Genomic DNA, 12,046 nt, shown 5'->3' with positions numbered 1-12,046 from the left:
CGCGACGGCAAGTTCCAGCTGTGCGCGCTCGCCGAGAGCAGCTTCGACCCGCTGGCACGCACGACGAAGTTCATGCTCACCGAGGAAGCGCACCACATGTTCGTCGGCGAGTCGGGCGTGAGCCGGGTGATCCAGCGCACCTGCCAGGTGATGAACGAGCTGAAGACCGACGACCCGGCCAAGCTGCGCGCCGCCGGCGTCATCGACCTGCCGACGATCCAGCGCTACCTGAACTTCCACTTCTCGGTGACCATCGACCTGTTCGGCGCCGACCAGTCGAGCAACGCGGCGACCTTCTACTCGACCGGCCTGAAGGGGCGCTTCGAGGAGGGCAAGCGCAGCGACGACCACCAGCTGCGCGGCCAGACCTACAAGGTGCTGGAAGTGCAGAACGGCATGCTGGTCGAGAAGGAAGTGCCGATGCTCAACGCGCTCAACGAGGTGCTGCGCGACGACTACATCACCGATTCGAAGGGCGGTGTCGAGCGCTGGAACAAGGTGATCGAGAAGGCCGGCATCCCGTTCCGCCTGACGGTGCCGCACAAGGCGTTCCACCGCAACATCGGCGCGCTGGCCGGCGTCAAGGTGAGCCCCGACGGACGCCACATCCACGACCACGAGTGGAACCAGAGCGTCGAGCAGTGGCTGCCCACCGACGAGGACCGCGCCTTCGTCGCCAGCCTGATGGGCCGCGTCGCCGAGCCGGGCAAGTTCGCCAACTGGATCGCGCCGCCGGCGATCGGGATCAATCGGCAGCCGGTGAACTTCGAGTACGTGCGCTTCAACTGAACCACCCCCGAAGCGGCTTCGCCGCCTCCCCCTCGAGGGGGCCACGCCAGCGGACCGGCGCATCCGGATCCGCGGCGTGCGCTTGAAGGCTCGCCGCGCCACTGGCGCGTGCTCGGTGCGACACCGGGCCTGTCCGGAGACTCTTGCCATGGACGCGATCGACGTCACTGTCATCAAGCAGCACCTGATCGACCCCGAGATCTGCATCCGCTGCAACACCTGCGAGGTGACGTGCCCGGTCGGGGCGATCACGCACGACTCGCGCAACTACGTGGTCGACGCGTCCAAGTGCAACCTGTGCATGGACTGCATCCCTCCGTGCCCGACCGGCAGCATCGACAACTGGCGCACGATGCCGCGCATCAAGGCCTACAGCGTCGAGGAGCAGCTGCGCTGGGACGAACTGCCGCCCGAGCTGACGCCCGAGCAGCTCGCCGAGGCCGGCGTCGCGCCCGGCGCGGTCGCCGAAGCCGAGCCGGTCGCGCCGCCGCTGCCGGCGGCGGCCAGCGGCGACGAGGTCTTCCACAGCGCGGCGTACAACGCGCAGGTGCCGCCGTGGTCGGCGGCGCACGCGTACGTCGGCCTGTACGGGCCGAAGGCGGCGCAGAAGACGGTCACCGCGACGGTGGCCGGCAACGTGCGCGTCACCGAGGTCGGCCGAGAGTACGACACGCACCACGTCGTGCTCGACTTCGGCGCGATGCCGTTCCCGGTGCTCGAGGGCCAGTCGATCGGCATCCTGCCGCCGGGACTCGACGCCGCCGGGCGGGCGCACCACGCGCGCCAGTACTCGGTGGCCAGCCCGCGCAACGGCGAACGCCCCGGCTACAACAACGTCTCGCTGACGATCAAACGCGTGCTCGAGGACCATCAAGGCCGCCCGGTGCGCGGCGTGGCGAGCAACTACATGTGCGACCTGCAGGTCGGCGACAAGGTGCAGGTGATCGGCCCGTTCGGCAGCACCTTCCTGATGCCGAACCACCCGAAGAGCCACATCGTGATGATCTGCACCGGCACCGGCAGCGCGCCGATGCGCGCGATGACCGAGTGGCGCCGCCGGCTGCGCCGGAGCGGCAAGTTCGAGGGCGGCAAGCTGATGCTGTTCTTCGGCGCGCGCACGCGGCAGGAACTGCCGTACTTCGGCCCGCTGCAAAGCCTGCCGAAGGACTTCATCGACATCCACTTCGCGTTTTCGCGCGAGCCCGGCAAGCCCCGGACCTACGTGCAGGACGCGATGCGCGCCGCTGCCGCCGACCTCGCGCCGCTGCTCGCCGACCCCAACGCCTACTTCTACGTGTGCGGCCTGAAGGCGATGGAGGAAGGGGTGGTGCTCGCGCTGCGCGACCTCGCGCGCGACGCCGGGCTCGACTGGGACGCGGTCGGCGCGGCGATGAAGCAGCAGGGACGGCTGCACCTGGAAACCTACTGACCGGCGAACGAGGAGGAACGTCGATGGCGATCGATCTGCGGGGGCAACCGGTGCTGGTCGTCGGCGCCGGCATCATGGGTGCCGGCATCGCGCAGGTGGCCGCGCTCGCCGGGCATCCGGTGCGGCTGTACGACGCGCGCGACGGTGCAGCGGCCGACGCCAGGTCGAAGCTGACGGCGACCTTCGACGGCCTGGTCGCCAAGGGCAAGCTCGACGCCGGGCAGGCCGAAGCGGCGCTGGCGCGGCTGCAGCCGGTGGCCGCGCTCGACGCCGCCGCCGACGCACGGCTGGTGGTCGAGGCGATCGTCGAGAACCTCGATGCGAAGCGCGCGCTGCTGCGCCAGCTCGAGGGCATCGTCGGCGCCGACGCGGTGCTCGCGACGAACACCTCGTCGATCTCGGTCACCGCGATCGCCAACGGCCTCGCGCACCCGGGCCGCCTGGTCGGCATGCACTTCTTCAATCCGGTGCCGCTGATGAAGCTGGTCGAGGTCGTCTCGGGGCTGCACAGCGACGCCGGGGTCGCGCAGGCGGTGTTCGAGCTGGCGCGCGCCTGGGGCAAGGTGCCGGTGCACGCGAAGTCGACGCCGGGTTTCATCGTCAACCGCATCGCCCGCCCGTACTACGCCGAGGCGCTGGCGCTGCTGCTCGAGCAGGCGGCCACGCCGCAGGTGCTCGACGCCTGCCTGCGCGCCGCGGGCTTCCGCATGGGGCCGTGCGAGCTGATCGACCTGATCGGGCACGACACCAACTTCGCGGTGACCTGCTCGGTGTACGAAGCGAACTTCCAGGACAAGCGCTACGCGCCGTCGCTGGTGCAGAAGGAGATGGTCGACGGCGGGCTGCTCGGGCGCAAGAGCGGCCGCGGCTTTTACCGCTACGGCGGCGACGCCGGCGGCGCGCCGGCGCTGCCGGTGGCGGTGCACGCGGCGCCGGCGACCGCGCGCGAGGTGGTCGTGCACGGCGACGGCGCGATCGCCGACGCGCTCGAACAGTCCGCCGCGCAGGCGCTGACCGCGCAAGGCTGGGGCCCGGCACGCGAGAAGGGCAGCGGCTGGACCGGGCTCGCGGTCGACGGTGCGCGGCTCGTGCTCACCGACGGACGCACCGCGAACGAACTCGCGGCCGCCACCGGCTGCGCCGACCTCGCGGTGTTCGACCGCCCGCTGCAGCTGCCCTGGGCACCGGGCAGTGCGCTCGCCTGGGCGCCGGCCGAACGCGCCGGCGCCGCGTGGCGCATGCAGGCGCCGTCGTGGCTGGCCGCGCTGGGCTTCGCGCCGCTGCCGGTGGCCGACGTCCCCGCGCTGATCGTCGCGCGCACGGTGGCAATGCTGGTCAACGAGGCCGCCGACGCGGTGCTGCAGGGCGTGTGCACGCCCGAAGGCGCCGACGCCGCGATGAAGCTCGGCGTCAACTACCCGGCCGGACCGTTCGAGTGGCTCGCGCGCTGGGACGTGCGCGGCGTCGTCACGCTGATCGACGCCCTGGACGCCACCTACCGCGGCGAGCGCTATCGTGTCAGCCCCTGGCTGCGCCGCCGCGTGCACGCCTGAACGAACGGAGACCGACGATGCCCGAAGCCTTCATCTGCGACGCGATCCGCACCCCCATCGGCCGCTACGGCGGTGCGCTCAGCGCGGTGCGCACCGACGACCTCGCGGCGATCCCGATCCGCGCGCTGGTGGCGCGCAACCCCAAGGTCGACTGGGGCGCGGTCGCGGACGTGCTGTACGGCTGCGCGAACCAGGCCGGCGAGGACAACCGCAACGTCGCGCGCATGGCGCTGCTGCTCGCCGGGCTGCCGCAGGAGGTGCCCGGCGCGACGATCAACCGGCTGTGCGGCTCGGGCATGGACGCGGTGGGCAGCGCGGCGCGAGCGATCCGGTGCGGCGAGGCCGAGCTGATGATCGCCGGCGGCGTCGAGAGCATGAGTCGCGCGCCGTTCGTGATGCCCAAGGCCGAGTCCGCGTTCAGCCGCGCCAACGCGGTGTACGACACGACGATCGGCTGGCGCTTCGTCAACCGGCTGATGAAGGAACGATACGGCGTCGACTCGATGCCCGAGACCGCCGAGAACGTCGCCGCCGACTTCGGCATCGAGCGCGAGGCGCAGGACCGCATGGCGCTGCGCTCGCAGCTCAACGCCGTGAAGGCGCAGCAGTCGGGCTTCTTCGACGCCGAGATCACGCCGGTGACGATCCCCGCGAAGAAGGGCGACCCGGTGCGCGTCGACAAGGACGAGCACCCGCGCGACACCAGCCTCGAGGCGCTGGCCAGGCTCAAGGGTGTCGTGAAGCCCGACGGCAGCGTCACCGCCGGCAACGCCAGCGGCGTCAACGACGGTTCGTGCGCGCTCCTGCTGGCCAGCGAACCGGCGGCGGCACGGCACGGCCTGACGCCGCGTGCGCGCGTGGTCGGCATGGCCACCGCCGGTGTGCCGCCGCGCATCATGGGCATCGGCCCGGCGCCGGCGACGCGCAAGGTGCTCGAGCTGACGCGGCTGGCGCTGTCGCAGATCGACGTCATCGAGCTCAACGAGGCCTTCGCCGCGCAGGGGCTGGCGGTGCTGCGCCAGCTCGGGCTGCCCGACGACGACCCGCGTGTCAACCCCAACGGCGGTGCGATCGCGCTGGGCCACCCGCTGGGCGCCAGCGGCGCACGCCTGGTGACCACCGCGGTCAACCAGCTGCACCGCGGCGGCGGCCGCTACGCGCTGTGCACGATGTGCATCGGCGTCGGTCAGGGCATCGCGCTGGTCGTCGAGCGCGTGTAGCCGCGCGGCGCGAACGCGCCGTCCCGCCTGCGCGGGCGCCGCGCGGCGCTGCACCCACGCGACAGTGTCAGGGTTGACAGGGTGGCCGGATGCGCTGCGTTGCGCACAATCGCCGCTGCGGGACGGGTCGTCGCAGCGGGCGCCGGCCCGTCCCCACGCACATCCGTTGGGGGGGCCCTGCACATGCTGCCGTTCTTCGCCGACCTCGTCGGCCGCACCGACGAGTCGCGCCGTGCGTTCGAGACGCACCCGGTGGTGCTCGACGCGGTCGCGCGCGGGCTGACGGTCGAGCGCTATCGCCACCTGCTGCTCGAGCTGTACCACGTCGTGTGGCACTTCAACCCCGTGTGCGCGGTCGCGGCGAGCCGGCTCGACGACCGCTGGCGCGGCATCCGTTACTTCCTCTACGACCACATGCACGAGGAGCAGGGCCACGAGCAGTGGGTGATGAACGACCTCGATGCGGTCGGCGTGCCCGAGGCCCAGGTGCGCGCGCACGCGCCGTCGCCGTGGACGCTGGGGCTGGTCGGCTACAACCACTGGGCGGCCGAGCGTCGCCACCCCTGCTCGGCGCTGGGCATGCTGTACACGCTGGAGGTCATCGCCTCGGTCTACGGCAGCCCGTTCGCGTCGGCGATCCAGGAGTCGCTGCTGCTCGACGGCGAACGCGGCGTGTCGTTCATCGCGTCGCACGCGTCGATGGATGCCAAGCACATGGCCGAGCTGCGCCGGGTGCTCAACCAGGTCGACGACGACGCGGCGCGCGACGCGGTGGTCGAATCGGCGCTGGTCAACTTCCACCACTTCACGGGCCTGGTCGGCACGTTATGAACCGCGACCTGGCCACCGGCCTGCCGGGCCTGCTCGGGCGCCCGTACAAGTACCTGCGCCTGGAGTGGACCTCCGAGCTGGCGCTGCTGCGCGTGCGCACCTGCGTCAAGCCGATCCAGTGTTACAGCCTGGCCGGCATCGCCGAGATGCAGCGCGTGCTCGACGACATCGGCGCGAACTCGGGGCTGGTGCGACACCTGGTGGTCAGCTCCGACGTCAACGGGGTGTTCAACTTCGGTGGTGACCTGGCGCTGTTCGTGCTGCTGGTGCGCGCCGGCGACCTCGACTCGCTGAAGCTGTACGGACGGCGCTGCATCGACCTCGTCTGGTGGCTCGAGAATGCCGCGCAGCTGGGCGTGCACACCACGGTGCTGGTGCAGGGCGACACGCTCGGCGGCGGGCTCGAGTCGGTGCTGCCGTTCCACAAGGTGATCTTCGAGCGCAGTGCGCAGGCCGGCTTCCCCGAGGTGCTGTTCAACCTGTTCCCCGGCATGGGGGCGTGGAACTTCACGATCCGCAAGGCCGGCTTCGCGGTGGCCAACGAGATGATTCTCAGCGGTCGCCTGTACAGCGCCGACGAACTGGTGCGCCGCCAGATCGCCGACGTGGTCGTCGACGACGGCGACGGCGATGCCGCGATCGACCACGTCGTGCGCGGCGTCGAGCCGAGGCTGCGCGGCACGCTGGCCGCGCTGCAGGCGCGCCGGCTGGCCGCGCCGATCACCTACGAGTCGCTGCTGACGATCGTCGACCAGTGGGCCGAGGCGGCGATGAAGCTCACCGACCGCGACCTGCGGCTGATGGAGCGGCTGGCGCGTGCGCAGGTGCGCAAGGTCGGCGGTGCCGACGAGGGCGCGGTCGAGGAGATCAAGCGCATCGAGCTCGACACCGCGTGGGGCGAGGAGCGCGGCCGCTTCAGCGAGTGGTCGACGCCGTTCTAGACGACGGGTCGCGTCGTTGACCGTCGGGCCGGGCGCGCGCCGGACTGCGCACGCCGGCGCTCACAGCCACTGGGCCAGCAGCCGGCGCAGTTCGTCGCGCGTGTACGGCTTGGCCAGGTAGTCGTCCATGCCGGCGGCGTAGGCCAGCTCGGCGTCCTTCTCGAAGGCGTTGGCGGTCAGCGCCAGCACGGGGGTGCGCGGGCGGTTCTCGCGCCGTTCGCGCTCGCGCAGCGCCTGCGTGGCGCCGTAGCCGTCGAGCACCGGCATCTGGCAGTCCATCAGCACCAGGTCCACGCGGTGGCGCTCGAGCAGCTCGAGCGCCTGCCGGCCGTCCTCGGCCTCGACGACGCCGAGCCCGAGCGAGCGCAGCATCTCGCGCGCGAGCAGGCGGTTGGTCGCGTTGTCCTCGGCCAGCAGCACGGTGCCCGACAGGCCCAGCTCCGCCGGCAGGCTGCCCATCGCCGAGTCGGCGGGCTCGGGCGCGTGCTGGCCGAGGTCCGGCGGCAGCGACAGCGTGAAGCCGAAGGTCGAGCCGCTGCCGGGCCGGCTGCGCACGTCGATGTGCCCGCCCATCGCCTCGATGATGCGCTGGCTGATCGTCAGCCCCAGTCCGGTGCCGCCGCGCAGGCGCCGGCTCGACGCGTCGACCTGGTAGAACGGCTCGAACAGGCTGTCGATGCGGTCCGGCGCGATGCCGATGCCGGTGTCGCGCACCTCGAAGCGCGTGCCCGTCGCCCCGCCCGGCCCCGTCGCGGGCGCCAGGCGCAGCGTGACGGTGCCGCTGGCGGTGAACTTGATCGCGTTGCCGACCAGGTTGAGCAGCACCTGCTTGAGCCGCTGCGCGTCGACGAGCACGCGGTCGGGCGCCTCGGGCTCGATCTCGAGCTCCAGCGCCAGTCCCTTGCTCTGCGCGTTGGTGCGCAGCAGCGCCGTCACCGAGCCGGCGAGCGCGTGCAGCGACACCGGCACCGGCGTGAGCTGGAGCTTGCCGGCCTCGATCTTCGAGTGGTCGAGCACGTCGTTGAGGATCGCCATCAGCGTCTCGCCCGACGACGCGGCGGTCTTCACCAGCCGGCGCTGCTCGGGGTCGAGGTGGGTGCGGCGCAGCAGGTCGAGCGCGCCGAGCACGCCGTTCATCGGCGTGCGGATCTCGTGGCTCATCGTCGCGACGAACTGCGACTTCGCGACGTTCGCCGCCTCGGCGGCCTCCTTGGCGCGCACCAGCGACGCCTTCGCGGCGTCGGACTCGAGCCCGGTGCGGATCGACTGCGCCGCGGTGCGCGAGTACTCGCGCGCGGCGCGCAGCATCGTCAGCCCGAAGATCAGGATCAGCAGCGCCAACGGAATGGCGCCTTCGCCGCCGCGCAGCAGCGTGACCGCGAACAGCGACCCGACCAGCGGCACCGACAGCAGCAGGAACGAGCGGCGCACCAGCGACATGAACAACGCGGCGACGGCCACCGAGCCGCAGCAGATCAGCAGGTACGCCGACTCCTCGAGCCCGTCCAGGCGCGGGTAGATGTCCAGCGTCGCGACGGCCCACATCACGCCCGCCAGCGCGGCGTTGCCCTCGAGTTCGAGCACCGCCTGCGCCACCTGTGCCGTGCCGAGTCGTTCGATCGGCAGGAAGCGGCGCGCCGTCGACCAGCGCCACAGCCCCACTGCCAGACCGAGCAGCGCCACCGACACCGCGGCCGCCGTGCGCTGCGCGTCGACGCCGAGCCAGACGATCCACGCCACGGCGGCCAGCTGCAGCGGCACGCTGCGCCCGGCGTGGCGCAGCGTCAGCCGCAGCAACTCGTGCTGGACCGACGCCTCGGTGCCGGGCTCGCCGGCCGGGCGTGGGGTCGGGATGGGCACGGGTGCGGGGGCTCGGCGCCGTCCGGTGGCGGCTTCGTCGTCGCTCACGAGATCATGTAGGCGCCGGCCGCGGTGGCGATCAGCCGGCCCTGCTCGTTGACCAGCCGCATCTGCGTCGAGCCGACACGCCCGCCGAGCCGCGTCACCTCGGCCGACGCGGTGAACTGCTGCCCGACGCCGGGGCGCAGGTAGTCGACGCGCAGGTCGATCGTGCCCAGGCGCGCGAAGCGGTGCAGCACCTGGTCGGCGGTCTCGTGCGCGTGCTTGTCGCCGGCGGCGACCATCAGCGCGAAGCCCCCCAGCGCGTCGAGCACCGCGGCGATCACGCCGCCGTGCAGCCGCCCCGACAGGAAGTGCCCGACCAGTTCGGCGCGCATCTCGAAGACGAACTGCGCCTGCGGGCGCAGCTGGCGCACGCGCACGCCGAGCACCTGGTTGAAGCGGATGCTGGTCTCGAACAGCTCGGTCAACGTGGCGTCGAGTCGCGTCTGCTCGTCGGCGCTGCGCGGCGGCGCGGGGGCGTGGCTCATGTGCGCATTGTCGCCGCGGCGCCGTCGTCGCGTCAGGCGGGCGCGCGCGGGTGCAGCCCCAGGCGGCGGCGCGCCTCGTCGGGGCTCGCGACGTCGCGCCCGGCGCGGCGCGCGCAGGCCGCCAGCGCCTCGACCAGCGCGCCATTGCCCGGCGCGCGCGCGCCGTCGGGCAGGTAGAACGTGTCCTCGAGGCCGGTGCGCAGCATGCCGCCGAGCTCGGCCGTCCTCTGGTGCACCGGCCAGACCTCGGCGCGGCCGATCAGCGTGGCCTGCCACACCGCGCCCGGCGCGATCCAGCGCGGCAGCAGCGCGAGCAGGTCGGCGTCGGCCGGCATGCCGCTGGCCACGCCCATCACGAAGTTGTATTCGGGCACGCCGGTGAACATCCCGGCCTGCAGGTACATGCCGACGCTGCGCACGATGCCCACGTCGAAGCACTCGAACTCGGGGTGCGTGCCGCACTCGGCCATCACGTCGAGCATCTGTTGCACCTTGGCCACCGGGTTGTCGAACACCATCGGCGGCCAGGCCCAGCGGCCGTCGGCCTTGAGCTTCAGGTAGTTCAGCGTGCCGGCGTTGCACGCGGCGATCTCGGGTCGCACGCGGCGGATGCACGCCGCCGGGCCGGAGATGTCCTTGCCGATCACGCCGGTGGTCAGGTTGACGATCACGCCCGGGCACGCGGCGCGGATCGCGTCGCACACCGCCTGCGCGACGTCGGGGTCCCAGCTCGGCAGGTGGCCCTGGCCCGGCGCCTGCGCGCGCAGGTGCACGTGCATGACGCTCGCGCCGGCATTGAACGCGTCGCGCGCCTCGGCGGCCATCTGCGCGGGGGTCACCGGCACCGGGTGCTGCCGCGGGTCGGTGAGCACGCCGGTCAGCGCGCAGGTGAGGATCGCCTTGTCCATCGTCAGTCCCCGGGGTCGAGCTCGACCAGCAGCGCGCCGGCGGCCACGGCGTCGCGCGGCGCGACGTGCACCGCGGCGACGACGCCGTCGGCCCCGGCGTGCTGCCACATCTCCATCTTCATCGCCTCGATGCACACCAGCGGCGCGCCGGCGGCGACACGTTCGCCGGCGGACACCGCGACGTGCGCGACGACGCCGGCCACCGGGGCGCGCGCGCGCCGCGGGTCGGCGCCGGCGTCGGCCGCGGGCAGCGGCGACGGCTCGTCGAACACGAACGCGCGGCCGTCGACGGCCAGGTGCAGCCGCGCGCCGTCGAACGCCGCCACCGCGCGCCGCTGCACGCCCTGCAGCGTGTAACGCAGCGCGTGGCCTTCTTGTTCGAAGGCTTCGAAGCGGTGCTGCGTGTCCCCGGCGACGTCGATGCCGGCGCCGTGCGGCTGAACCCGCCAGCTGCGGCGAGCGACGCCGTGCACGAGCGCGAGGTCGTACCCGGCCACGCCGGCGCTGCGGTGGCCCCGCCCGGCGCGCAGCGCGAAGGCCGCGGCGGCGAGCGCCCACGTCGCGTCGTCGGGGCGCGGGCGCTGCACGATCGGCGCGCCCGCGGCCTGCCACTCGTCCAGCCGCGTCGTCGTCATGCGCGCGCTGCGGAAGTCGGGGTGGCGCAGCAGGTCGGCGAGGAAGGCGCCGTTGTTCGCGACGCCCAGCAGCGGCGTGCGCTCGAGCGCGGCCGCCAGCCGGCGCATCGCGTCGTCGCGGTCGCGGCCGTGCGCGACCAGCTTGGCGACCATCGCGTCGTAGTACGGCGCGACCTCGCCGCCTTCGGCGATGCCGTCGTCCACGCGCAGGCCGCCGCGTGCGCCTGCGAACGCCGGCACGCCGCCGTCGTCCTCCGGACGCCAGTGCAGGACGCGCCCGGCCTGCGGCACGAACCCGGCGTAGGGGTCCTCGGCGTACAGCCGCGCCTCGATCGCATGGCCGGCGAAGCGCACCTCGTCCTGCGTGGCCGGCAGCGGCTCGCCGGCGGCCACGCGCAGCTGCCACTCGACGAGGTCGAAGCCGGTCACCGCTTCGGTCACCGGGTGTTCGACCTGCAGCCGCGTGTTCATCTCGAGGAAGTGGTGGCGGCCGTCGGCGTCGACGACGAACTCGACGGTGCCGGCGCCGACGTAGCCCACCGCACGCGCGGCGGCCACCGCGTCTGCGCCCATCGCGGCGCGCTGCGCGGCGTCGACGATCGGCGACGGCGCCTCCTCGATCACCTTCTGCCGTCGGCGCTGTGCGGTGCAGTCGCGCTCGCCGAGGTGGATCGTGTGGCCGTGGCGGTCGGCGAACACCTGCACCTCGACGTGGCGCGCGCCGTCGATCAGCCGCTCGAGCATCAGCGTGCCGTCGCCGAACGCACTCGCCGCTTCGCGGCGCGCGCCGTCGATGGCCGCCGGCAGTTCGGCGAGGTCGCGCACCAGGCGCATGCCGCGCCCGCCGCCGCCGGCGGTCGCCTTGACGAGCAGCGGCAACCCCAGCTGCAGCGCCTCGGCGAGCAGGCGCTCGTCGCTCTGGTCGTCGCCGAGGTAGCCCGGCGCGCAAGGCACGCCGGCGGCGAGCATGCGCCGCTTCGCGCCGGCCTTGTCGCCCATCGCGGCGATCGCCTCGGCGGGCGGGCCGATGAAGACGAGCCCGGCGGCGTCGCAGGCGCGGGCGAAGTCGGCGCGCTCGGACAGGAACCCGTAACCCGGGTGCACCGCGTCGGCGCCGGTGCGCCGCGCGGCGTCGAGCAGCGCGTCGATGGCCAGGTACGACTGCGCTGCCGGCGCGGGGCCGATGTGCACCGCCTCGTCGGCCTCGCGCACGTGGGGGGCATCGCGGTCGGCGTCGCTGAACACCGCGACGCTGCGGTAGCCCAGCCGGTGCGCGGTGCGCATCACGCGGCGGGCGATTTCGCCCCGGTTCGCGATCAGGATCTTCGAGAAGCTCGAGCTCGCCACGTC

At 73.0% G+C, this 12,046-nt stretch carries 9 protein-coding genes and 1 pseudogene; 6 read left to right on the top strand and 4 right to left on the bottom strand.

Going from position 1 to position 12,046, the window contains the following annotated elements; translation table 11 throughout:
• The 6 genes and pseudogenes from PKC53_RS10860 to PKC53_RS10835 form a co-directional block, all read left to right on the top strand.
• Positions 1 to 789 (top strand): annotated as a pseudogene (locus tag PKC53_RS10860) (benzoyl-CoA 2,3-epoxidase subunit BoxB); the annotation flags it as partial.
• A gap of 148 nt (positions 790 to 937) precedes the next feature.
• On the top strand, positions 938 to 2,218 hold the full coding sequence (gene boxA, locus PKC53_RS10855) for a benzoyl-CoA 2,3-epoxidase subunit BoxA (RefSeq protein WP_324428498.1): 1,281 nt from the start codon (positions 938 to 940) through the stop codon (positions 2,216 to 2,218).
• Between the two features lie 23 nt (positions 2,219 to 2,241).
• Positions 2,242 to 3,771 (top strand): 3-hydroxyacyl-CoA dehydrogenase, encoded by a 1,530-nt coding sequence (locus tag PKC53_RS10850; protein ID WP_324428497.1) that lies wholly within the window; start codon positions 2,242 to 2,244, stop codon positions 3,769 to 3,771.
• Positions 3,772 to 3,788: 17 nt separating this feature from the next.
• Entirely contained in the window at positions 3,789 to 4,991 is a 1,203-nt protein-coding gene (pcaF, locus tag PKC53_RS10845; RefSeq protein WP_324428496.1) for a 3-oxoadipyl-CoA thiolase, read from the top strand.
• 183 nt (positions 4,992 to 5,174) lie between these two features.
• The gene (locus PKC53_RS10840; RefSeq protein WP_324428495.1) at positions 5,175 to 5,822 is read left to right on the top strand and encodes an iron-containing redox enzyme family protein; all 648 of its coding nucleotides are present in this window, start codon (positions 5,175 to 5,177) and stop codon (positions 5,820 to 5,822) included.
• A complete protein-coding gene (locus PKC53_RS10835) occupies positions 5,819 to 6,763 on the top strand; it encodes a crotonase/enoyl-CoA hydratase family protein (protein ID WP_324428494.1) in 945 nt (314 codons plus the stop codon). The genes PKC53_RS10840 and PKC53_RS10835 overlap by 4 nt, the downstream gene beginning before the upstream one ends.
• A 60-nt stretch (positions 6,764 to 6,823) precedes the next feature.
• Here PKC53_RS10835 and PKC53_RS10830 read toward each other — a convergent pair whose 3' ends face one another.
• The 4 genes from PKC53_RS10830 to PKC53_RS10815 are packed head-to-tail and all read right to left on the bottom strand — an operon-like array spanning position 6,824 to position 12,043.
• A complete protein-coding gene (locus PKC53_RS10830; RefSeq protein ID WP_324428493.1) occupies positions 6,824 to 8,623 on the bottom strand; it encodes an ATP-binding protein in 1,800 nt (599 codons plus the stop codon).
• A 44-nt stretch (positions 8,624 to 8,667) separates the two neighbouring features.
• Positions 8,668 to 9,153, bottom strand: coding sequence for a thioesterase family protein (locus tag PKC53_RS10825; RefSeq protein WP_324428492.1), 486 nt, complete (start codon positions 9,151 to 9,153; stop codon positions 8,668 to 8,670).
• 32 nt (positions 9,154 to 9,185) lie between these two features.
• Positions 9,186 to 10,061, bottom strand: a complete 876-nt coding sequence (locus tag PKC53_RS10820; protein ID WP_324428491.1) for a 3-keto-5-aminohexanoate cleavage protein — start codon at positions 10,059 to 10,061, stop codon at positions 9,186 to 9,188.
• A gap of 2 nt (positions 10,062 to 10,063) precedes the next feature.
• A complete protein-coding gene (locus PKC53_RS10815) occupies positions 10,064 to 12,043 on the bottom strand; it encodes a biotin carboxylase N-terminal domain-containing protein (protein WP_324428490.1) in 1,980 nt (659 codons plus the stop codon).
• Positions 12,044 to 12,046 lie beyond the last annotated feature (3 nt).

It is taken from the genome of Azohydromonas sp., assembly GCF_035325925.1.
GTDB lineage: Bacteria > Pseudomonadota > Gammaproteobacteria > Burkholderiales > Burkholderiaceae_C > Calidifontimicrobium.
This window is presented reverse-complemented; position numbering and strand designations above follow the sequence as displayed.

What these genes read in the sequence shown, in the direction of transcription:
- boxA (WP_324428498.1), top strand. Translation starts at nt 938, where the DNA reads ATGGACGCGATCGACGTCACTGTCATCAAGCAGCACCTGATCGACCCC.
- PKC53_RS10850 (WP_324428497.1), top strand. Translation starts at nt 2,242, where the DNA reads ATGGCGATCGATCTGCGGGGGCAACCGGTGCTGGTCGTCGGCGCCGGC.
- pcaF (WP_324428496.1), top strand. Translation starts at nt 3,789, where the DNA reads ATGCCCGAAGCCTTCATCTGCGACGCGATCCGCACCCCCATCGGCCGC.
- PKC53_RS10840 (WP_324428495.1), top strand. Translation starts at nt 5,175, where the DNA reads ATGCTGCCGTTCTTCGCCGACCTCGTCGGCCGCACCGACGAGTCGCGC.
- PKC53_RS10835 (WP_324428494.1), top strand. Translation starts at nt 5,819, where the DNA reads ATGAACCGCGACCTGGCCACCGGCCTGCCGGGCCTGCTCGGGCGCCCG.
- PKC53_RS10825 (WP_324428492.1), bottom strand. Translation starts at nt 9,153, where the DNA reads ATGAGCCACGCCCCCGCGCCGCCGCGCAGCGCCGACGAGCAGACGCGA.
- PKC53_RS10820 (WP_324428491.1), bottom strand. Translation starts at nt 10,061, where the DNA reads ATGGACAAGGCGATCCTCACCTGCGCGCTGACCGGCGTGCTCACCGAC.